The organism is Micromonospora sp. NPDC051006, assembly GCF_044456245.1.
In the GTDB taxonomy this organism is placed as follows: Bacteria; Actinomycetota; Actinomycetes; order Mycobacteriales; family Micromonosporaceae; genus Micromonospora.
In genome coordinates this window covers 66,751-86,845 of record NZ_JBITFP010000014.1, presented here as the reverse complement: position 1 = coordinate 86,845, position 20,095 = coordinate 66,751, and the positions used below count along the sequence as shown (strand labels likewise).

Below are 20,095 nucleotides of genomic sequence, written 5' to 3'. Positions count from 1 at the left end.
CGTCGGTGCTCCGCTGTGCCTGAGGACGCCGGCGGAGGCCGTCGAGGCGGCGCTGTCGGATTGACGTCCGCCGACGTCCGGCGCGCCGGCCCAGGTCGATCTGGCCCGCCCGCGACGATGCGGAGGACCGGGGACGAGGTCGGGGATGCCGCCGTCCTTGCTGAGCGCGTTCCTGCAGAGCCTGGCCACGAAGCTGGTCGAGGTGGTCTTCGGCAGGATCGTCGAGCGGATCGCCCCCCGGGTGCTGCGGACCGTGCCGCACCAGGCCCCACCGAACTGCCCGCGCTGCGGCGGCTACGGCGTGGCCCGCTGGGCCCCCGCCGGGGTGCGAGCCGTCTTCCTGCTGTCGCTGTTCGCCTTCGCGCTGGGCTTCACGTTCGCCTTCCTCGGCGTGCCCGTCGCCGTGCTCACCGTCGCGGTGTCGGTCGCGCAGGACGGGTTCGTCGGCCTGCTGCGTGGGCTGGTCGGCGTGCTCGGCCTGCTGGTCCCGGCGAGCGTCATGATGGCCGGCGCGGTCGGGCTCGCCTGGTACCACAGCTACCCACCGAAGTGGTGCGCCCGGTGCCAGGCCCGCTGGCCGCGCCAGGACCGCGCCGCCTACCTGCGGGCCGCCGGGGCGCTGCTGTTCCGGTGCGGCTGCGGTCAGCGGCTGCGGGTCCCCGCCACCGCCCGTGGCACGCGGATCCGCTGCCCCCGCTGCCGGGTGGAGGGCGACCTTCCGGCTCCCGACTCCCGAGGTCGATCCGGACGTCCCGGCTGACCGGCGTGCGGTCGGCCGCCGGGCTGCACGCTCGGCCGGGCCCGGTCAGTCCGCCTGCGCCGTGCCCTGCGCCCGGTAGGCGGTGGCGAGTCGTTTCGGGGCGCGGTCGTACCAGGCCTCGACCATCAGCTCGGTCAGCTCGGCCAGCTCGATGCGTTCCAGCCGGACCAGCACCGCGGGATAGCCGTCGAAGTGCGGGGTGGTGAAGTAGACCTCGGGGTCGTCGGCGAGCAGCGCCTCCTTGGCGCCCACGTCGGGCACGCGGGCGCCGAGGATCGGCCCGTCCGGGGCCGCGTCACCGAGGGCGGCCAGGTCGGCCTTGCGCAGCGGGCGCTCCCAGACGAACGGCTTGCCCCGCACCCGCCAGGCCGGCAGCCCGTCGTACGACCCGTGCTCGGTCGTCTCCGGCAGGGTCGCGGCGATTCGTCGCACGTCCTCCCAGCTGGCCATCGCCTCAGGTTACGGCCTCAAGGCGTCAGCGGGACGCCGTCCACTCGGCGAGCACCTGGCCCAGGGCGTGCCGCGCCTCGGCCGTCCGCGCCGGGTCGGCGTTGTCCAGGTTGATCAGCGCCTTCCACAGCGCCCAGCCCCGACCGCGCGCCCAGGTCGCCGCGTCGACGGCGAGCGCGTCCCGGAACGCCGCCCGGCTCTCGTCGTCCAGCAGCGTCCAGGAGATGACCACGTCGCAGGCGGGGTCGCCGACCCCGCAGCAGCCGAAGTCGATCACCGAGGCGAGCCGCCCGTCGCGCACCAGCAGGTTGCCGTACGCGACGTCGCCGTGGAACCAGACCGGCGGCCCGGCCCAGGTCGCGTCGAGGGCGTCGGCCCAGATCGCGTTGACCGTGTCGACCGGGATCCGCCCACCCAGCCGGTCGATCGCCCGCCGGGTGTCCTCGTCGTACGTGCTCAGCGGGGCGCCCCGCCAGGCGCTGTGCGCGCCGGCCACCGGCCCGCCACTGGGCTCGACCCGCTGGAGCGCGGCGAGGAAGCCGGCCAGGGTGGTGGCGAACTCGGTCAGGTCGGCGATCCGGTCCCGCCGGGCGGTGCGCCCGTCGATCCACCGGTAGACCGACCACGGGTAGGGATAGTCCGCAGCCGGCTCGCCCTGAGCCAGCGGGGTGGGCACGTCGAGCGGCAGCCGCGGCCCGAGCACCGGCAGCCACCGCTGCTCCTTGGCCACCTGGAGCGCGTACCCCTCGTCGCTGGGCAGCCGCACGGTCATCGCGTCACCCAGGTGGAAGGTGCGGTTGTCCCAGCCGCCCTCCTCGACCGGGCGCACCGGCAGGTCGGCCCAGCGGGGGAACTGCGCGGCGACGAGCCGGCGTACCAGCGACACGTCGATGCGGTCGCGCAGTGCGACACGAGTGGGCGGTGCCGTCCGGTCCTGGTCCATCCGTCCGAGGCTGGTTGGCCGGCGCCATCCACGCAACCCGTTTCCGCCACCGGGCCGCGGTCCCGACACCGCAACCGCGGACGTTGCCCGTGGTGGGGCGGCGTGGGAAGGATGGCGGGTGTGGACGTCGAGCAGCGGGCTGAGCCGAACGTGACCGACCTGCCGGCCGACGCGCCGCCGGCCTGCCTGGCCGACTACGCCGAGCGGGCCCGGGCGGTGCTCCCGCCGGACGTCTGGGACTACATCGAGGGTGGCAGCGGCGCCGAGATCACCCTGGGCGCCAACCGCGCCGCCCTGGACCGGGTGGCGGTACTGCCCCGGGTGCTGCGCGGGGTGGAGGTTCCGGACCTGACCGCCCGGCTGCTCGGCCACCGGTACGCGATGCCGGTCGGGGTGGCGCCGATGGCCTACCAGCGGCTGGTGCATCCCGACGGGGAGCTGGCGTTGGCCGCCGCAGCTGGCGCGGCGGGCGTGCCGTACCTGGCCAGCACGCTGGGCAGCACCCCGATCGAGGAGGTGGCGGCGACCGGAGCCCCGGTCTGGTTCCAGCTCTACTGGCTGCGCGACAAGGCGCTCGTGCTGGACCTGCTGGCCCGGGTGCGGGACGCCGGCTGCCAGGCGTTGGTGGTGACCGTGGACGTGCCGGTGCTGGGCCGGCGCTTGCGGGACCTGCGCAACGCGTTCCGGCTCCCGGCGCAGGTGGCCGCCGCGAACCTGCCCAACGGGCGGGACGACCTGGCGCACGGCGGCACCCCCGGGGTGTCCCAGCTGCGGGCCCGCTCCGGTGCGGCCTTCGCCCCGGCGCTGGGCTGGGCCGACCTCGCCTGGCTGCGGGAGCGGATCGACCTGCCGCTGGTGGTGAAGGGTGTGCTCGACCCGCGGGACGCGCAGGACGCCGTACGGGTCGGCGCGGACGCGGTGGTGGTCTCCAACCATGGCGGCCGTCAGCTCGACGGCGCGCCGGCCAGCGTCACCATGCTGCCCGAGGTCGTCGACGCGGTCGGAGACCGGTGCGAGGTGCTGCTGGACAGCGGCGTGCGTGGCGGCACCGACGTCCTGCGGGCGCTGGCGCTCGGCGCCGCGGGCGTGCTGGTCGGCCGGCCGCTGCTCTGGGCGCTCGCCGCCGGCGGTCGGCCCGCCGCCGAGACCGCGCTGGACCTGCTCGCCACCGAGCTGCGCGACGCGCTGGCCCTGGCCGGCTGTCCCGATCCCGCGGCCGCCCAACAGTTGCGCACCGTCGCGTCGGGCTGACCGGACCGGTCGCCGCCAGGACGGGTTGACACATCGCGTTCACCGGGTGGCAAAGCGCGACCGCCGCCGTTTCGGCGTCCTGGATGGACGGTCATAATGGGGCCCATGGTTGCCTGGGAGTACGCCTTGCTGGTCCGCCGCTATCAGGGGCAGGGTCGCAATTTCCACGTCTCGTTCGTCTGGTACGCCCCCGACGGGTCCCGTAAGGACATCACCGCGTACGGCGACACCGCGATCGCCCACCTCAACCGGGTCGGCCGGGACGGCTGGGAACTGGTCTCCGCCGCCGAGGACGTCAACAACGTGCAGGGCAGCACCGAGGTGCACCGCTACCACCTGAAGCGCCCGATCGCCTGAGCCGGCCACTCAGCCGCCCGCCTCCGGTGGCCCAGCCGGCACAACCGGTTGCCCCGACGCGCGGACCGGTCGCCCGGGCCGCGACGCGGTAACCCCCCGGCTCACCACCGGTCGGCTGCCGTTCACGCCACCGTATTGCTAGCGTTGCCTCCCGCCGCGCGCGTCCAGTGGCGGCGGGAGGAGGAGCAGCGGTGGGTGAGCCCGCGGCCGGGCGCCGGTACGTGGTCGGGGTGGACTTCGGCACGCTCTCCGGCCGGGCCGTGGTGGTCGACGTGGCCGATGGCGCCGAACTGGGCGCGGCGGTGCACCCCTACCGGCACGGGGTGATCACCGGCCGGCTGCCCGACGGCACGCCGCTGCCCCCGGAGTGGGCCCTGCAGGACCCGGCGGACCATCGCGAGGTGCTGCGGGTGGCCGTTCCCGCGGCGCTGCGGGCCGCCGGCGTACGCCCGCAGGACGCGTTGGGCATCGGCGTCGACGCCACCTCCTGCACCGTGCTGCCCACCCTGGCCGACGGCACCCCGCTCTGTGAGCTGCCCGGGTTGCGCGGGCGGCCGCACGCCTACCCGAAGCTGTGGAAGCATCACGCGGCGCAGCGGCAGGCGGACCGGATCAACGCCCTCGCCGCCGAGCGCGGCGAGAACTGGCTGGCCCGCTACGGCGGGCGGGTCTCCGCCGAGTGGCAGCTGGCCAAGGCGTTGGAGCTGCTGGAGGAGGACCCGGAGCTCTTCGACCGGGCGCAGCGCTGGATCGAGACGACCGACTGGATCGTCTGGCAGCTCTGCGGCCGGGAGACCCGCAACGTCTCCGCCGCCGGCTACAAGGGACTGCGCCAGGACGGCCGGTACCCGTCCGCGGACTTCCTCCGCGCGCTGCACCCACGGCTGGACGGGCTGCTGGACCGGGTCGACGGGCCGCTCGCCCCGCTGGGCGCCCGGGCCGGTGGGCTCACCGCCGAGGCGGCCCGGTGGACCGGCCTGCCGCCGGGCATCCCGGTCGCGGTCGGCGCGATCGACGCGCACGTCACCGCGGCGGCGGCCCGCTCGGTCGCGCCGGGCCGGATGCTCGCGGTGCTCGGCACGTCCACCTGTCTGATCATGAACGCGGAGCGGTACCACGAGGTGCCTGGGGTCTGCGGCGCCGTCGAGGGCGGCGTCACCGCGGGCAGCTGGGGCTACGAGGCCGGGCAGAGCGGGGTGGGGGACATCTTCGCCTGGTACGTGACGCACGCGCTGCCCGCCGGGTACGCCGTCGAGGCGCAGCGCCGTGGCGAGAGCCCGTACCAGTTGCTCGACCGGCTCGCCGCCGACCAGCCGGTGGGCGGGCACGGGTTGCTCGCCCTGGACTGGCAGAGCGGCAACCGCTCGGTGCTGATGGACCACGAGCTGAGCGGGATGCTGCTCGGGCTGACCCTGGCCACCCGCCCGGAGGAGATCTGGCGGGCGCTGCTGGAGGCCACCGCCTTCGGCGCGCGGACCGTGGTCGAGGCGTTCACCGCGGCCGGGGTCGAGGTCGACGAGCTGACCGCCGCCGGTGGCCTCACCGGTAACCGGCTGCTGCTGCGGATCTACGCGGACGTGCTGAACCGCCCGCTGCACGTGCTCGACTCGGCGCACCCGGCGGCGCTCGGCGCGGCGATCCACGCGGCGGCGGCCGCCGGGGCATACCCGGACGTGCCGGCGGCCTCGGCCGCGATGGGCGCCCACCGGCGCGAGACCTGGCACCCCGACCCGGCTCGGGCCGCCGCCTACGACGAGCTGTACGCCGAGTACCGCCGGCTGCACGATCACTTCGGCCGCGGCGGCAGCGACGTCCTGCACCGCCTGCGCGCCCTCCGCAACCGCGCCCTAACCCCCTAACCAGCCCCCGTCCCCCCGTCCCCCCGGGCCCCCCGTGCCCCCCGGCGATCATGCAGTTGTGGTGGGGGACGCACTCCGCGAAGCGGGACCATCCGGGCACCACAACTGCATGATCAACAAGCCGGGGGCGGGGCGGGGGTCAGGTGAGGTCGACGGTGGGGTAGAGGGGGAAGCCGGTCAGCAGCTCGCTGGCCTGGCGGCTGACCTTGTCGGCGATGGCCGGGTCGAGCACGTACTTGGCCTTCGAGGCGGTGCCGTCGGCGTTGGCGCCCGGCTTCGTCTGGCTGAGCACGGTGTGGATCAGCTCGGCGGTCTGGTCCATCTCGGCGGCGCCGAGCCCCCGGGTGGTCAGCGCGGGGGTGCCGATCCGGATGCCGGAGGTGTACCAGGCGCCGTTCGGGTCGTGCGGCACCGAGTTGCGGTTGGTGACGATGCCCGCGTCGAGCAGCGCCTGCTCCGCCTGCCGGCCGGTCAACTCGTACGAGGTGACGTCGATGATCGCCAGGTGGTTGTCGGTGCCGCCGGTGACCAGGTTGGCGCCGCGGCTCAGCAGCCCCTCGGCGAGCGCCTGGGCGTTCGCCACGATCCGCTGGGCGTAGTCGGCGAAGTCCGGGCGGCGGGCCTCGGCGAGCGCGACGGCCTTCGCGGCCATCACGTGCGGCAGCGGGCCGCCGAGCACCATCGGGCAGCCCCGGTCGACCTGGTCGGCCAGCTCCGGCTGGCAGAGCACCATGCCGCCGCGCGGGCCGCGCAGCGACTTGTGGGTGGTGGTGGTGACGATGTGGGCGTGCGGCACCGGGTCGAAGTCGCCGGTGAAGACCTTGCCGGCGACCAGCCCGGCGAAGTGCGCCATGTCTACCATGAAGGTGGCGCCCACCGAGTCGGCGATCTCCCGCAGGATCCGGAAGTTGACCTTCCGCGGGTAGGCCGAGTAGCCACCGACCAGGATCAGCGGCTTGAACTCCCGGGCGATCTCCGCGACCTTGTCGTAGTCGATCAACCCGGTCGCCGGATCGGTGCCGTAGCTGCGCTGGTCGAACATCTTGCCGGAGATGTTCGGGCGGAAACCGTGGGTGAGGTGCCCGCCGGCGTCGAGCGACATGCCGAGCATCCGCTGGTTGCCCAGCTCCCGGCGCAGCGCGAACCAGTCCGCCTCGGTGAGGTCGTTGACCTGGCGGACCTGGGCCTTCTTCAGCGCCGGCGACTCCACCCGGTCGGCCAGCACGGCCCAGAACGCGACCAGGTTGGCGTCGATGCCGGAGTGCGGCTGCACGTACGCGTGCGCGGCGCCGAACAGCTCCCGGGCGTGCTCGGCGGCGAGCGCCTCGACCGTGTCGACGTTCTGGCAGCCGGCGTAGAAGCGGCGGCCCACGGTGCCCTCGGCGTACTTGTCGCTGAACCAGTTGCCCATGGCCAGCAGGGTGGCGGGGGAGGCGTAGTTCTCGCTGGCGATCAGCTTCAGCGACTCGCGCTGGTCACCCAGCTCGGCGGTGATCGCGTCGGCCACCCGGGGCTCGACGGCACGGATCACCTCGAGCGCGCTGCGGAAGGCGGTGGATTCGGCGTTCGGCGACGGCATGCGACCTCCAACTGGCGTACGGAAGGCCCAGGCGCTCGGCATGCGTCCTCATGACGGGGCCGCTCCCCGATGGTTCCCCATCCCCACGCGCCAGTCACGGCCCGCGCCGATCCTACCGGGTCGGCCGGGGCCGGCCAGGCCGACCTCGGCCGCGAGTCGGTCGCGGCCCGGGTGGTTGGGCGCACCGTGGCGGGGCACCCCTATCCGGACGGCCGTGATCGGTGCGGACACGGCCGGTACCCGCGGGAAGGAGCACGACCATGACCACACCGAGCAGCGACCGGCCGCTCGCCGTGGTGACCGGGGCGTCCAGTGGCATCGGGTACGAACTGGCCGTCCAGTTCGCCGAGCACGGTTTCGACCTGGTCATCGCCGCCGAGGACGACGGCATCGAGGCGGCCGCGGCGCGGCTGCGGCGCGACGGCGGCCCTCGGGTCCAGCCGGTCCGCGTCGACCTCGCCCGGCACGAGGGGGTGGAGGAGTTGGCCGCGGCGGTGGCGGCGACCGGCCGCCCGGTGGCCGCGCTGGCGCTCAACGCCGGCCGGGGCGCCGGGGGCGCCTTCGTCGGCGGCACCGACCTGGCCGACGAGTTGAACATCGTCGACCTGAACGTGCGCTCGACGGTGCACCTCGCCAAGCGGATCCTGCCCGGCATGGTGCAGCGGCGGGCCGGGCGGGTGCTGCTCACCTCCTCGATCGCCTCGACGATGCCGGGGCCGTTCCAGGCGGTCTACAACGCGTCGAAGTCGTTCGTGCAGTCCTTTGCCGAGGCCTTGCGCAACGAGCTGAAGGAGACCGGGGTCACGGTGACCTCCCTGATGCCCGGCCCGACCGACACCGAGTTCTTCGACCGGGCCCAGATGCAGGACACCCGGATCGGCTCCGGCCGCAAGGACGATCCGCGGACGGTGGCCGAGCAGGGCTTCACGGCGTTGATGAAGGGCGATCAGACGGTGACCGCCGGCTCGCTGATGAACAAGGTGCAGACCGCGGTCGGCAAGATCGTTCCGGACAAGCTCAAGTCCGAGCAGCACCGGAAGATGGCCGAGCCCGGCTCCGCCGACTGAACCTTCGGCACACGAGAGACGGGCCCGGCGATGCCGGGCCCGTCCACGTCTTCGGGGCTGATCAGGCGGTGACCGCGTCCACCGACTTCTTGATTGCCTTCGGGTCGGTGGGCTTGCGCGGCGCGTCGGCCCGCAGCGCGATCATCCGCTCGCCGATCTCCTGGAGCTGCTTGCGGCCGAGCGCCTCACGCACCTTGGGGAACCACTCCTGCTCCTCCTCCTCGACGTGGTGCAGGACGTTCTCGATCAGCACCGTGGTCTTGGCGTTGAAGTGCTCGTCCTCCGCCGTCATGGCGTGCAGCTCGGCGCAGAGCACGTCCGCCACGTGGTGCTCCTCGTACGACTCGAGGATGTCGTCCTCCAGGTCGGGCAGGAGCTTGCGGACCTCCGGGTACATCACCTCGTTCTCCAGGTAGGTGTGCACCGTGAGCGCCTCCACGATCTGCCCCACCAGCTTGCCCCGCTGGCTTGCCGGGCCCTCCTCGGCATCCTGGAAGGCCTTGAACAGGCGGCGCATCTCCTTGTGGTCCTCTTTCAGCAGGACGATGGCATCAGTGGACACCGGCGGACCTCCTCGAATGTGTCAGGTGATCGTCCGGTACCCCGGGACTGAACTGCGGAAACAACCGTCCCTCGAACGGGGTGGGGCCCGGCGCCTGCGCGCCGGGCCCCACCGTCATCCGTGCGATGTGGTCACTTCACCACGTTGTACGCGCTGACCATGCCCGCGCCGTAGAACGAGTTGCGCTTGCCCCCCGTGCAGGTGGCCGGGAAGCCGGGCCGCGGCTCCCAGACGCCCTGCTCGCACGGCAGCGCCTCCGCCGTCCGCTCGAGGAAGGAGGCCAGCTGCCCCGGCGTCATGCCCGGGTGGGCCGACAGGGCCAGGGCCGCGACGCCGGTGGCGTGCGGGCTGGCCATCGAGGTGCCCTGCTTCCAACCCCAGCCGTTGGTCCGCGTCGCCGTGTTGAAGGTGGTCGACAGGATCTGGTCGGTCGTGGTCGGGCTGACGCCCCCGGTACGGAAGCGGCTGTCACCACCGGGAGCGGTGACGTCCACGACACCGAGGCCGTAGGAGGAGTAGTAGCTCTTCTTCCCGGTCGGTGCGACCGCCGAGACGGTCAGCACACCCGGCGACTCGGCCGGCAGGTCGACGCAGGCGTTGTTGATCTCCCGAACCTCGGGGGTGCCGTTGTTCGGGCTGCCCGCGTCGATGAACTTGTGGGCCAGGTCGACGTTGGAGTTGCCGGCGGACGCGATGTTCAGCACGCCCTTGCTCTGCGAGTACCGGATGGCCCGCTGCACGGCCTGCCACACCGGGCGCTGACGCGCGTCGTTGCGGCAGTTGAACTCCCACGGGTCGATGAAGTAGCTGTTGTTCGTCACCTGCATGCCGTGCTCGGCGGCCCAGACGAAGCCGCAGACCGCCGCCTCCGGGAAGATGTAGCCGCCGTCGTTGACCACCTTGACGGCGGCCACCTTGACGCCCGGGGCGACGCCGGTCACGCCGACGCCGTTGACGGCGGCGGCGATGGTGCCGGCCACGTGGGTGCCGTGGTCGGAGGTGGTCGGGTTCCAGGCCGCCTCGGTGGTGTCGGCGACCCCGCCGACGCAGGACGTGCTCTTGTCCTTGGCGATCTGGCTCGCCAGGTCGGGGTGGGTGCTGGAGATGCCGCTGTCCAGCACGCCCACCACCACGTCGGGGCTGCCGGCGTTGATGGCGTGCGCCTGCGGAACACCGATCATCGGCATGTCCCACTGCTGGCTGAAGAGGGGTTCCCCGGTCGGGTCCGCGGTGACGTTCGTGGCGTCGGCCGCGGCGACCTGCACGGTCTCGCCCTCGTCGAGCGCAGTGCCCAGGCCGGTGGTGGCGGCGACCGACTCGACCCCGGCGCCGGCCACCGCGGTGGTGAAGGCGGGGTTCGTGGAGCGGACGACGAGCACGCCGATCTGGTCGTAGCTCGCCACCACCGTGCCGTCGGCGGCGGCCACCCGAGCCACCGCCCGCTCCGTCCCGGCGCCCTGCGGCGCCAGGACCAGGAAGGTGTTCTCCGCGCCGGCGGCCGACGCCGCCGGCGCCACCCCCGCGGTCACGGCGAGACCGATGCCGAGCGTCAGTGCGGACGCGGCGGCGAGTGTCTTGCGACGGATCAACTTCACACAGACTCCCAGGGGCCGTTCGCCGCCGGTGCCGCGCCCCAGCGGTGCGGCACCGGCGGGAGGCGGACGGGATGCCGCCTCCGGTGAAACAGCGTCGGAGGGTCAGTGTGGCGTTACACACACCTGCGGCCGCAGGACAAATGGCGTCAGACAGTGGCGATGGTGTGCGGGATCTCGTCGAGCAGCTCCCGAGCCAGGAACCCGATCCGGCCATACTGCGGGACGAGACGCTGACCGCTGACCGCGTGGGCGAACGCCGCCCAGCAGGCGGCCTGCGCCGGATCGGCGCCGCGCGAGAGCAGCCCGGCGAGCAACCCGGCACGCACGTCGCCGCTGCCGGAGGTGCCCAGCCCGGCGTCGCCGCTCTCCTCCCGCCAGCTCCGCCCGTCCGGCGTGGCGATGTGCCCGTACAGGGAGACCACCGCGTCGTACCGTGCGGCCAGCTCGGCCGCCTCGGCGTCCAGATCGTCACCCGGCTCCCGGTCGAGCAGGTGCTGGGCCTCGGTGATGTTGGGGGTGAGCACCACCGGCCGGCCGGAGCCGGCCAGCAGCTCCGGTGAGTGGCTCAGCGCCCCCAGGGCGTACGCGTCGAGCACCAGCGGAGTCCGCGGCCCGGCCGCGTCGAGCACGACGTGCAGCAGCTCGCGGGTCTCCTCGATGCCCCGCAGCCCCGGGCCGACAGCAACGACGTCCGCCGCCGCCACCAGCTCGGTGAGCTGGTCGTCCGGCCGTCCGGCCAGCGCGCCGTCGCTGGTCTCGGGCAGTCCCACCACCAGCGCCTCGGGCACCTGGATGCTGAGCGCGGCGGCGGTCGACTCGGCGGCGGCCAGTTGCAGCACGCCGGCGCCGGCCCGCAGCGCGGCGACGCCGGCCAGCAGGACCGCGCCGGGAGTGAACCGGGACCCACCGACCACCAGCACCGTGCCCCGGGCCTCCTTGCCTCCCGACGGTACGGGCAACGCCCAGTCGCGCAGCAGCGCCGGCGTGATCACCAGCGGGTCAGACCGGTTCGGCATGGACCTCGTCCTCCCTGGTCGGCCGGGCGCCCTGGCGTCGCAGGTGGCCGACGTCGTTGAAATCGCGCAATGTCAACCGGCCGGACTCGTCCGCGGACCAGCCGGTGACCGAACAGTTGGCGATCACGTACTGCCGGGTCAGCGCCATCAGCTCCTCCTCGGTCAGCCCCTCCACCAGGTAACGGACCAGGAAGACCAGCGCGTCGTGGCCGAAGAGCAACACCCGCTGGCCCTCGTGGTCGCGGCGCAGGTCACCGAGGAGCGCGCGCAGGCGCAGCGCGACGTCCGTCCAGGACTCCCCGCCGGGCGGCCGGTAGTAGAACTTGCCCAGCCGGTTGCGTCGCTCCGCCTCGTCCGGAAAACGGGCGACCACACCGTGCGGGGTGAGGCCGTCGAGGATGCCCAGCTCCCGGTCGCGCAGCCGCTCGTCCCGGCTGCACGGCACCCCGGTACCGGCCAGCGCCAGCTCGGCGGTGCGCAGCGCCCGCAGGTACGGCGAGACCACCGCCACGTCCGGGCGCCGCTCCGGCGGCAGCCCGGCGAGCCACCGCCCGGTGGCCCGGGCCTGCTCCTCCCCGGTCTCCGAGAGCGGCACGTCGGCGTCCCGGTGGGTCACACCGATCAGTTCCGCGCCGCTGGACTCGGCCCGCGTCGCGGCGACGTTCGCCGTGCTCTCCCCGTGCCGGACGATCCAGAGCGCTGCCAGTTCCGCCATGCGGCACCCGGTACCCGACGGTCGCCCCGCGCTAACCGGCGCGGCGCGGACGGCGGTACGCGGCGAGCGTGAACCCGGGCGGCTCGGGTAAGCGCCGGGTCCACGAGAGCCGACAGGGGAGGTACGCCGTGGCGACCATGACCAAGGAACAGAAGAGCCCGGTAAAGGACAAGAACTACGACCTCATCCGGACGTTGCAGATGTCGTTGGAGCACGTCTACCGGATGGAGACGTACATCGCCGACGCCGAGCAGCGTGGCGACACCGAACTCGTCAACTGGTTCCGGGCGATCCAGGAGAACAACCGCAAGGCCGGTGACCAGGGCAAGCAGATGCTCATGGCCCGCATGCAGCAGGAACAGCGCTGAGGCGCACGGGCGACGGCCGGGCGGGCGGCAGGCTCGCCCCGGCCGGCGTCCCCCGGCCCGGGGTGGTCGCCGGACACACCCCGGCCGTTCCGGTTGACCGCGCCGGAGGTCAGCGGCGGCTACGGTGTGAGGCGTGGCGACGGCGGCCGAGGAGATCCAGGTCGGGGAGCGGGTCGTCCGGGTCTCCAGCCCGGACAAGCCCTACTTTCCCGAGCGCGGGCTGACCAAGCTCGACGTCGTCCGATATTTCCTCGCCGTGGGCGACGGCATCCTGCGCGCGCTGCGCGACCGGCCGACCATGCTGGAGCGCTGGCCGCGCGGGGTGTTCGAGGGCGCGAAGATCGGCACCCGGCAGGACAACCGCGGCGACGCCTTCTACCAGAAGCGGCTACCGGCGGGCGCGCCCGAGTGGGTGCGCACCGCGCACATCACCTTCCCCAGCGGCCGCACCGCCGACGAGGTGGCACCGAGCGAGCTGGCCGTGGTGATCTGGGCGGCCAACCTCGGCACGCTGCGCTTCCACCCGTGGCCGGTCTCCGCGAGCGACGTGGAGCGCCCCGACCAGCTCCGGATCGACCTGGACCCGATGCCGGGCGTCGGCTTCGAGCAGGTGGTGCCGGTGGCCCGGGAGGTGCGCGCGTTCCTCACCGAGCTGGGCCTGACCGGCTACCCGAAGACCACCGGTGGGCGAGGGCTGCACATCTACCTCTCCATCGAGCCGAGGTGGGGCTTCGGCGACTGCCGGCGGGCGGTGCTCGCGCTGGGCCGCGAGATGCAGCGGCGGCTGCCCGAGCTGGTCACCACCACCTGGTGGCGGGAGCAGCGGGACCGGCCCGTCTTCGTGGACTACAACCAGATGTCCCGCGACCACACCATGGCCTCGGCCTACTCCATCCGGCCGACGCCCCGGGCGCTGGTCTCCGCGCCGCTGGACTGGGCCGAGCTGGACGACGCCCGGCCGGAGGACTTCGACGTGGTCTCGCTGCCGGCCCGGTTCGCCGAGCGCGGCGACCCGCACGCCGGCCTGGACGAGCGGCGCTTCTCGCTGGAGCCGTTGCTCGAGCTGGCCGACCGGGAGGGGCTGGAGGCGCCGCCCGAGCGGTGAGCGTCCGGCGGCGTCACGGCCAGGGGCTACGGGCTCCGTCGAACTCCTCGAAGACCAGCCAGGTGCGGGTGGAGAGCACGCCCGGGATGCTCTGGACCCGGCCGAGCACCACGTCGCGCAGCGCCGCGTTGTCCGGCGCCCGGACCAGCGCCAGCACGTCGTGGTCGCCGCCGAGCAGCGCGGCGTGCTCGATGTAGCGCACCTGGGCCAGCTGCGCGGAGACCTCTCGCCAGGTGTTCTGCTCGATCGTCAGCGCGATGTACGCGGAGGTGCCCAGCCCGGCCGGTTCCGGCGCGACCTGGGCCCGGAAGCCGGTGATCACCCCGTCGCGCAGCAGCCGCTCCAACCGGGCGTACGCGTTGGTGCGGGAGATGTGGATGCGCTCGGCCAGGGTGCGCACCGAGGTGCGGCCGTCCCGGACCAGCTCGTCGAGGATTCGCCGGTCCACCTCGTCCAGCACCCGGGCCGATCGTCCCGGCGCTGCCGCCGGCGTCGCCTCCGGCCCGGTCTCCTGGCTCACCGAAGCGCCTCCTGCCTGCCATCCGTCCCGCGTTTGCGGTGGATCTTGAGTCAATCATCCGACAGCAGGAGCATAGGCCCACCACACGTCCAGGAGGTCCCCGCCGTGACGACCACACCCCAGGCGGTCCGCAGGGCATCCCCGCGCACCCGACGGCCGGCCACCCCGGCCGATCCGGCGCGCTCGCTGCTGCCGGCCACGGAACCGGTGCGCCTGCTCGACCCGACCGGCACCCCGCTGCCCGCCCGTACCGACTACCCGCAGCCGCCGGCCGACGTGCTGCGCGAGCTGTACCGCCGGATGGTGGTCGGCCGCCGCTTCGACACCCAGTCGACGGCGCTGACCAAGCAGGGCCGGCTCGCGGTCTACCCGTCGTCCCGAGGGCAGGAGGCCTGCCAGGTCGGTGCGGTGCTCGCCGTGCGCGACAGCGACTGGGTCTTCCCGACCTACCGTGAGTCGATGGCGCTGGTCGCCCGGGGCATCGACCCGGTCGAGGTGCTGACCCTGCTGCGCGGCGACTGGCACTGCGGGTACGACCCGGCGGCCCGGCACACCGCGCCGCAGTGCACGCCGCTGGCCACCCAGTGCGTGCACGCCGCCGGCCTGGCCTACGGCGAGGCCCACCAGGGGCGGGACACCGTCGCGCTGGCCTTCATCGGCGACGGCGCGACCAGCGAGGGTGACTTCCACGAGGGAATCAACTTCGCCGCCGTGTTCAAGGCGCCGGTGGTCTTCTTCGTCCAGAACAACCGGTACGCCATCAGCGTCCCGCTGTCCCGGCAGACCGCCGCGCCGTCGCTGGCGTACAAGGGCGTCGGCTACGGGGTGCCCAGCGAGCAGGTCGACGGAAACGACCCGGTGGCGGTGCTCGCGGTGCTCACCCGCGCGGTCGCGCACGCCCGGGCCGGCAACGGGCCGTTCCTGGTCGAGGCGCACACCTACCGGATGGAACCGCACACCAACGCCGACGACCAGACTCGCTACCGCGACGGCGCCGAGGTCGAGGCCTGGCGCGACCGGGATCCGATCGCGCGGCTGGAGACGTACCTGCGCGATCAGGGGGTGATCGACGACGCCGCCGTCGCCGCGATCGCCGAGGAGGCCGAGGCGTACGCCGCCGACCTGCGGGTCCGGATGAACGCCCAGCCCACCGTCGACCCGCTCAGCCTCTTCGACCACGTCTACGCCGAGCCGACCCCACAGCTGGTCGAGCAGCGCGAGCAGGTCCGCGCCGAGCTGGCCGCGGCCGAGCAGGAGGGGAACGCCTGATGGCCACCACCATGGCGAAGGCGCTCAACGCGGCGCTGGCCGACGCGATGGCCGACGACGAGCGGGTGGTCGTCTTCGGCGAGGACGTCGGGGCGCTCGGCGGCGTCTTCCGGATCACCGACGGGCTCCAGGCCCGGTTCGGCGACAAGCGCTGCTTCGACACCCCCCTCGCGGAGGCGGGCATCGTCGGCTTCGCCGTCGGGCTGGCCATGTCCGGGCTGCGGCCGGTGGTCGAGATGCAGTTCGACGCGTTCGCGTACCCGGCGTTCGAGCAGATCGCCTCGCACGTGGCGAAGCTGCGCAACCGGACCCGCGGCGCGCTCAGCGTGCCGATCGTGATCCGGGTGCCGTACGCCGGTGGCATCGGCGGCGTCGAGCACCACTGCGACTCCAGCGAGGCCTACTACGCGCACACCCCGGGGCTGAAGGTGGTCACCCCGGCCACCGTCGCCGACGCGTACTCGCTGCTGCGCGAGGCGATCGCGGACCCCGACCCGGTGGTCTTCATGGAGCCGAAGAAGCTCTACTTCTCCGGCGCCGACACCGAGCTGCCGGCGCGCACCGAGCCGTTCGGCCGGGCGGTCGTCCGCCGGCCCGGCCGGGACGCCACCCTGGTCGCGTACGGGCCGGCGGTGCCGGTGGCGATGGAGGCCGCCGAGGCCGCCAAGGACGAGGGCTGGGACCTCGAAGTGGTGGACGTGCGCACCATCGTGCCGTTCGACGACGCCACCGTCACCGCCTCGGTGCGCCGCACCGGCCGCTGCGTGGTCATCCAGGAGGCGCCGGGCTTCGCCGGCGTCGGCGCCGAGATCGCCGCGCGGGTGCAGGAGCGCTGCTTCCACGCCCTGCACGCCCCGGTGCTGCGGGTCGCCGGTCTGGACATCCCGTACCCGGCGCCGATGCTGGAGCACACCCACCTGCCCGGCGTGGACCGGGTGCTGGACGCGGTCGCCCGTCTCCAGTGGGACGACCGGCCCGACCCGCGCTGGCTCCCCGCGACCCAGGGCAGCGCGGCATGACCGAGCACGTTTTCCTCCTGCCCGACCTCGGTGAGGGGCTGACCGAGGCGGAGATCGTCGAGTGGCGGGTGGCGGTCGGCGACATCGTGACCGTGGACCAGAGCGTGGTCGAGGTGGAGACCGCCAAGGCCGTCGTCGACGTGCCCTGCCCGTACGCCGGCCGGGTGGTGGCGCTGCACGGCGTGGCCGGTGAGGCCCGCCCGGTCGGCCAGCCGCTGATCACCGTCGCGGCGCTGGACGCCGACGCCGCGCCCGTGGGCGGCGGCGCGCCGGAGCCCGCCGGGCACGCCACCTACCGCGAGGAGGAGCGGGCCGGCTCGGGCAATGTGCTGATCGGGTACGGCACCGGGCACGGCCCGGGACGGCGGCGACGCCGCTCCCGGCTGGCGGTCGCCCCCGACCCGGCCGACGCGCCGGCCCCCGCCGCTCCCGCCGTGGCCGCGGTCGCGCCGGTGGCCGGCACCGCCGTCAACGGCCCGGCGCCGCTGGTCATCTCGCCGATCGTCCGACGACTGGCCCGCGAGCACGGCCTGGACCTGGCCACCCTGACCGGCAGCGGTCCCGGCGGGGTGCTCCGCCGGGCCGACGTGGAGGCCGCCGTCGCCGCCGGCGCCCCGGGCCGGTTGGCCGCGGTGCCGGACCGGCCGGAGCCGGCGGTGTCCGCCCCGACCGGCGCCGATGACCTGGTCATCCCGCTGACCGGCATCCGCAGGGCGATCGCCGACAAGCTCTCCCGCAGCCGGCGGGAGATCCCTGAGGTGACCATCTGGGTCGACGTGGACGCCACCGGTCTGCTGGAGACCCGGGCCGCGATCAACGCGGCCCGGCCGGAGCAGCCGGTGAGCATCCTGGCCCTGCTCGCCCGGATCTGCCTCTCCGGGTTGCGCCGCTATCCCCAGCTCAACGCCCGGGTGGACACCGAGGGGCAGCGGATCATCCAGTCCGCCGGCGTGCACCTGGGCATCGCCGCGCAGACCGACCGCGGCCTGGTCGTGCCGGTGCTGCGCGACGCGCAGCGGCTCACCACCGCCGAGCTCGCCGCCGAGCTGGCCGAGACCACGGCCGCGGCGCGGGCCGGCACCCTCGCGCCGGCGCGGCTCACCGGGGGCACGTTCACCCTGAACAACTACGGCGTGTTCGGCGTCGACGGCTCCACCCCGATCATCAACCACCCGGAGGCGGCGCTGCTCGGGGTGGGGCGGATCGTGGACAAGCCGTGGGTGGTCGACGGGCAGCTCGCGGTCCGCAAGGTCGCCCAGCTCAGCCTCACCTTCGACCACCGGGTCTGCGACGGTGGCGTGGCGGGCGGCTTCCTGCGGCACGTCGCCGACTGCGTCGAGCAGCCGGCACTGCTGATCGCGGCGGTCTGACACCCGCGCACGTCGCAGTCGCAGCCGGGAGGACGAGCCGGTCTGCTACCCCGGAAGAGCGTGATACCTCAGCGGCATCAATATGCCGCTGAGGTATCACGCTCTCAGGTGTCGCGCCCCGTAGGCCGTGCCCCGGTGGCGGACCGGACGTGCCGGGCCGCCACCGGAGACGGGTCAGCTGGCGCTGCCGCCCGTCGGCTCCAGCACCACCGTGGCGCTGGCGGTCTGCGGCGGCACGCCCGGCTCGGTCGGGGCGTCGGTGTACTCCGCCACGAACACGCCGGTCAGGTTGTCGGCGCCGCCGTGGCCGCCGTCGACGAAGGTGGCGATGGTGCCGCTGCACCCGGAGGCCGTCGAGAGCGGGTGCCCGTGCTCGTCGTGGCCGAGGATGTAGGTCACCTTCACCCGTGAGCAGTCCACCGGCAGGTCGTCGGTGACCCGCACCTCGAACGCCACGGTCTGGCCGAACTCGAACGGCTGCCCCTCCACCGGCGTGACGAACTCCACGATCGGCGCCCGCGGCCCGATCAGCAGCGGCAGGGTGGCCGCGGCCGAGCGCCCGGTGCTGTCGGTGACCTTCACGGTCGGGGAGTAAGAACCGTTGGACTGGTAGGTCCAGGTCGGGTTCGCCTCGGTCGAGTCGACCGAGCCGTCGGCGTTGAAGTCCCAGGCGTAGCGCAGTCGGTCACCGTCCGGGTCGACGGTTCCCGCGCTGGAGAAGTGCACGGTCAGCGGCGCCTGCCCGGCGGTCGGGTCGGCGCTGATCTGCGGGATCGGCGTCCGGTTGCCCCGGACGAAGTCGATCCGGGACAGCTGAGCGTCCGGGTTCTCGGCGAAGTAGCCGTCGCCGTACTCGAGCACGTAGAGCGCGCCGTCCGGGCCGAACTCCAGGTCCATCGGGTTGTCCACCACCAGTGACGGCGCCACCGGCCGGATGTCGCGGACCTCGCCGCGGTCGTCGAGGCGGAACTCCTTGATGTAGTCCCGGGTCCACTCGTAGAACAGCGGCACGCCGTCGTAGTAGGCGGGCCACTTGGTCCAGGAGGTGTTGCGCCCGTCGTAGTCGTACGCCGGGCCGCCCATCGGGCCGATGCCGCCCGTGCCGAGCTGCGGGAATTCGCCGGAGGCGGCGGACGGGTACCACACCTGCGGCGCCTCGACCGGCGGCAGCTTGCGCAGGCCGGTGTTGTGCGGCGACTCGTTGACCGGCTGGCGGCAGTTGAAGCGCTTGCCCGACGTGCCGGTGGCGAAGTCGTAGTCGATGTACGGCAGGGTCGGCGTCGCGCAGTACGGCCAGCCGTAGTTGGCGGGCTTGTCGACCACCATCCAGCGGCCGTGCCCCGCCGGCCCGCGGGCCGGGTTCGACGCCCCGGCGTCGGGGGAGTAGTCGGCCAGGTAGACGTCGTCGGTGCGGCGGTCGACGGCGAACCGGAACGGGTTGCGCAGCCCCATCGCGTAGATCTCCGGACGGGTCTTCGCGGTGCCCGGCTTGAACAGGTTGCCCGCCGGCACCGTGTAGCCACCGCCCGGCTTCGCCTTGATCCGCAGCAGCTTGCCCCGCAGGTCGTTGGTGTTGGCCGAGGTGCGCTGCGCGTCGAACGCGGGATTGCGGTTGGCCCGCTCGTCGATCGGCGTGTAGCCGTCGGAGAAGAACGGGTTGGTGTCGTCACCGGTGGAGAGGTAGAGGTTGCCCTTGCTGTCGAACTCGATCTGGCCACCGACATGGCAGCAGATGCCCCGGTCGACCGGCACATCGATGATCTGCTGCTCGGTGGCGAGGTTGAGCTTCATCCCCTCCAGCTTGAACCGGGACAGCCGCAGCGCGCCGCGGAACCGTTCCCAGTCGGCCGCCGTGCCGACCAGCGGCGCGTCACCCTCGTTGACGTCCGGGGTGGCCGGGTCGTCGACCGGCGTGTCCATCGGCGGCGAGTAGTAGAGGTAGACCCACTTGTTGCGGGCGAAGTCGGGGTCGATCGCGATGCCCTGCAGGCCCTCCTCGTCGTGCTCGTAGACCGGCACGTCGGCGGCGAGGGTGTTCAGGCCGGTGCGCGGGTCGTGGATGCGGACCTCGCCGGTGCGCGCGGTGTGCAGCACCCGCAGGTCGGGCAGGACGGCGAGACTCACCGGCTCGCCGGGAAAATCGTTGAGTGTCACCTTCTGGAAGCTGGAGTCCGGTGGCGCGGCGGCCGGCGCCGCCGCGACCGGCGCGGCCGGCGCGACGAGGCCGGCGCCGACCAGCGCCAGCGCGGACAGGAGTGCGGTCCTCTTTCTCAAGGTGTCCCCCGGGGGT

General features: G+C 73.6%; 19 protein-coding genes and 1 riboswitch. Of the genes, 10 read left to right on the top strand and 9 right to left on the bottom strand.

The annotated features are described in order from the left end of the window. Nucleotides 1-145 precede the first annotated feature (145 nt). Entirely contained in the window at nt 146-760 is a 615-nt protein-coding gene (locus ACIBBA_RS21270) for a hypothetical protein (protein ID WP_396699574.1), read from the top strand. Between the two features lie 45 nt (nt 761-805). On the opposite strand, the gene ACIBBA_RS21265 is transcribed toward ACIBBA_RS21270, so the two are convergent. Together ACIBBA_RS21265 and ACIBBA_RS21260 are read right to left on the bottom strand one after the other, a co-directional pair. After that, entirely contained in the window at nt 806-1,210 is a 405-nt protein-coding gene (locus tag ACIBBA_RS21265) for an MmcQ/YjbR family DNA-binding protein (protein WP_396699572.1), read from the bottom strand. A gap of 25 nt (nt 1,211-1,235) precedes the next feature. Then, the gene (locus tag ACIBBA_RS21260; protein WP_396699570.1) at nt 1,236-2,153 is read right to left on the bottom strand and encodes an aminoglycoside phosphotransferase family protein; all 918 of its coding nucleotides are present in this window, start codon (nt 2,151-2,153) and stop codon (nt 1,236-1,238) included. Nucleotides 2,154-2,303: 150 nt separating this feature from the next. Between ACIBBA_RS21260 and ACIBBA_RS21255 the strand changes: the two genes are divergently transcribed. From ACIBBA_RS21255 to ACIBBA_RS21245, 3 genes are all read left to right on the top strand, one after another. Beyond that, nucleotides 2,304-3,404, top strand: a complete 1,101-nt coding sequence (locus ACIBBA_RS21255) for an alpha-hydroxy acid oxidase (RefSeq protein WP_396699716.1) — start codon at nt 2,304-2,306, stop codon at nt 3,402-3,404. Nucleotides 3,405-3,500: 96 nt separating this feature from the next. Further along, nucleotides 3,501-3,761 carry a hypothetical protein gene (locus tag ACIBBA_RS21250; protein WP_350876297.1) on the top strand — a complete coding sequence of 87 codons (261 nt, stop codon included), beginning with the start codon at nt 3,501-3,503 and terminating at the stop codon, nt 3,759-3,761. Nucleotides 3,762-3,952: 191 nt separating this feature from the next. Further along, nucleotides 3,953-5,620, top strand: a complete 1,668-nt coding sequence (locus tag ACIBBA_RS21245) for a ribulokinase (protein WP_396699568.1) — start codon at nt 3,953-3,955, stop codon at nt 5,618-5,620. Nucleotides 5,621-5,759: 139 nt separating this feature from the next. Here the strand turns inward: ACIBBA_RS21245 and ACIBBA_RS21240 are convergent, their stop codons facing one another. Continuing rightward, complete coding sequence (locus tag ACIBBA_RS21240) at nt 5,760-7,199, bottom strand: glycine hydroxymethyltransferase (protein ID WP_396699566.1); 1,440 nt, start codon at nt 7,197-7,199, stop codon at nt 5,760-5,762. 18 nt (nt 7,200-7,217) lie between these two features. Further along, nucleotides 7,218-7,307, bottom strand: a riboswitch (ZMP/ZTP riboswitch). A gap of 152 nt (nt 7,308-7,459) precedes the next feature. Between ACIBBA_RS21240 and ACIBBA_RS21235 the strand changes: the two genes are divergently transcribed. Further along, nucleotides 7,460-8,266: an SDR family NAD(P)-dependent oxidoreductase gene (locus tag ACIBBA_RS21235; RefSeq protein ID WP_396699564.1), complete on the top strand. Its 807-nt coding sequence runs from the start codon at nt 7,460-7,462 to the stop codon at nt 8,264-8,266. Between the two features lie 61 nt (nt 8,267-8,327). On the opposite strand, the gene ACIBBA_RS21230 is transcribed toward ACIBBA_RS21235, so the two are convergent. The 4 genes from ACIBBA_RS21230 to ACIBBA_RS21215 all read right to left on the bottom strand — a co-directional run bounded on the left by ACIBBA_RS21230 (nt 8,328) and on the right by ACIBBA_RS21215 (nt 12,154). Next, entirely contained in the window at nt 8,328-8,828 is a 501-nt protein-coding gene (locus tag ACIBBA_RS21230; RefSeq protein ID WP_350876289.1) for a hemerythrin domain-containing protein, read from the bottom strand. Between the two features lie 131 nt (nt 8,829-8,959). Then, nucleotides 8,960-10,423 carry a S8 family peptidase gene (locus ACIBBA_RS21225; RefSeq protein WP_396699562.1) on the bottom strand — a complete coding sequence of 488 codons (1,464 nt, stop codon included), beginning with the start codon at nt 10,421-10,423 and terminating at the stop codon, nt 8,960-8,962. A gap of 146 nt (nt 10,424-10,569) precedes the next feature. Further along, nucleotides 10,570-11,439: an NAD(P)H-hydrate dehydratase gene (locus ACIBBA_RS21220; protein ID WP_396699560.1), complete on the bottom strand. Its 870-nt coding sequence runs from the start codon at nt 11,437-11,439 to the stop codon at nt 10,570-10,572. Continuing rightward, complete coding sequence (locus ACIBBA_RS21215) at nt 11,423-12,154, bottom strand: histidine phosphatase family protein (protein WP_396699558.1); 732 nt, start codon at nt 12,152-12,154, stop codon at nt 11,423-11,425. Before ACIBBA_RS21215 ends, ACIBBA_RS21220 begins: the two co-directional genes overlap by 17 nt. Nucleotides 12,155-12,291: 137 nt before the next feature. Between ACIBBA_RS21215 and ACIBBA_RS21210 the strand changes: the two genes are divergently transcribed. Beyond that, a complete protein-coding gene (locus ACIBBA_RS21210) occupies nt 12,292-12,522 on the top strand; it encodes a hypothetical protein (protein ID WP_357059339.1) in 231 nt (76 codons plus the stop codon). Nucleotides 12,523-12,655: 133 nt separating this feature from the next. After that, nucleotides 12,656-13,627, top strand: coding sequence for a DNA polymerase domain-containing protein (locus ACIBBA_RS21205; RefSeq protein WP_396699556.1), 972 nt, complete (start codon nt 12,656-12,658; stop codon nt 13,625-13,627). Nucleotides 13,628-13,640: 13 nt separating this feature from the next. Here the strand turns inward: ACIBBA_RS21205 and ACIBBA_RS21200 are convergent, their stop codons facing one another. After that, a complete protein-coding gene (locus tag ACIBBA_RS21200) occupies nt 13,641-14,147 on the bottom strand; it encodes an Lrp/AsnC family transcriptional regulator (RefSeq protein ID WP_396699554.1) in 507 nt (168 codons plus the stop codon). 72 nt (nt 14,148-14,219) lie between these two features. Between ACIBBA_RS21200 and pdhA the strand changes: the two genes are divergently transcribed. From pdhA to ACIBBA_RS21185, 3 genes are read left to right on the top strand one after another with little or no spacing between them, the layout of a single operon-like run. Beyond that, the gene (pdhA, locus tag ACIBBA_RS21195; RefSeq protein WP_396699714.1) at nt 14,220-15,416 is read left to right on the top strand and encodes a pyruvate dehydrogenase (acetyl-transferring) E1 component subunit alpha; all 1,197 of its coding nucleotides are present in this window, start codon (nt 14,220-14,222) and stop codon (nt 15,414-15,416) included. Next, on the top strand, nt 15,413-16,435 hold the full coding sequence (locus ACIBBA_RS21190; RefSeq protein ID WP_396699712.1) for an alpha-ketoacid dehydrogenase subunit beta: 1,023 nt from the start codon (nt 15,413-15,415) through the stop codon (nt 16,433-16,435). Before pdhA ends, ACIBBA_RS21190 begins: the two co-directional genes overlap by 4 nt. Next, entirely contained in the window at nt 16,432-17,805 is a 1,374-nt protein-coding gene (locus ACIBBA_RS21185; RefSeq protein ID WP_396699552.1) for a dihydrolipoamide acetyltransferase family protein, read from the top strand. The genes ACIBBA_RS21190 and ACIBBA_RS21185 overlap by 4 nt, the downstream gene beginning before the upstream one ends. A 174-nt stretch (nt 17,806-17,979) precedes the next feature. Here the strand turns inward: ACIBBA_RS21185 and ACIBBA_RS21180 are convergent, their stop codons facing one another. Continuing rightward, entirely contained in the window at nt 17,980-20,079 is a 2,100-nt protein-coding gene (locus ACIBBA_RS21180; RefSeq protein WP_396699550.1) for a PQQ-dependent sugar dehydrogenase, read from the bottom strand. Between the last annotated feature and the right edge of the window lie 16 nt (nt 20,080-20,095).

Bases quoted from the DNA above. Each gene is read 5' to 3' on its own strand.
- ACIBBA_RS21220 (WP_396699560.1), bottom strand. From the start codon at position 11,439: ATGCCGAACCGGTCTGACCCGCTGGTGATCACGCCGGCGCTGCTGCGC.
- ACIBBA_RS21235 (WP_396699564.1), top strand. From the start codon at position 7,460: ATGACCACACCGAGCAGCGACCGGCCGCTCGCCGTGGTGACCGGGGCG.
- ACIBBA_RS21215 (WP_396699558.1), bottom strand. From the start codon at position 12,154: ATGGCGGAACTGGCAGCGCTCTGGATCGTCCGGCACGGGGAGAGCACG.
- ACIBBA_RS21240 (WP_396699566.1), bottom strand. From the start codon at position 7,199: ATGCCGTCGCCGAACGCCGAATCCACCGCCTTCCGCAGCGCGCTCGAG.
- ACIBBA_RS21210 (WP_357059339.1), top strand. From the start codon at position 12,292: ATGACCAAGGAACAGAAGAGCCCGGTAAAGGACAAGAACTACGACCTC.
- ACIBBA_RS21270 (WP_396699574.1), top strand. From the start codon at position 146: ATGCCGCCGTCCTTGCTGAGCGCGTTCCTGCAGAGCCTGGCCACGAAG.
- ACIBBA_RS21250 (WP_350876297.1), top strand. From the start codon at position 3,501: ATGGGGCCCATGGTTGCCTGGGAGTACGCCTTGCTGGTCCGCCGCTAT.
- ACIBBA_RS21185 (WP_396699552.1), top strand. From the start codon at position 16,432: ATGACCGAGCACGTTTTCCTCCTGCCCGACCTCGGTGAGGGGCTGACC.
- ACIBBA_RS21265 (WP_396699572.1), bottom strand. From the start codon at position 1,210: ATGGCCAGCTGGGAGGACGTGCGACGAATCGCCGCGACCCTGCCGGAG.
- ACIBBA_RS21260 (WP_396699570.1), bottom strand. From the start codon at position 2,153: ATGGACCAGGACCGGACGGCACCGCCCACTCGTGTCGCACTGCGCGAC.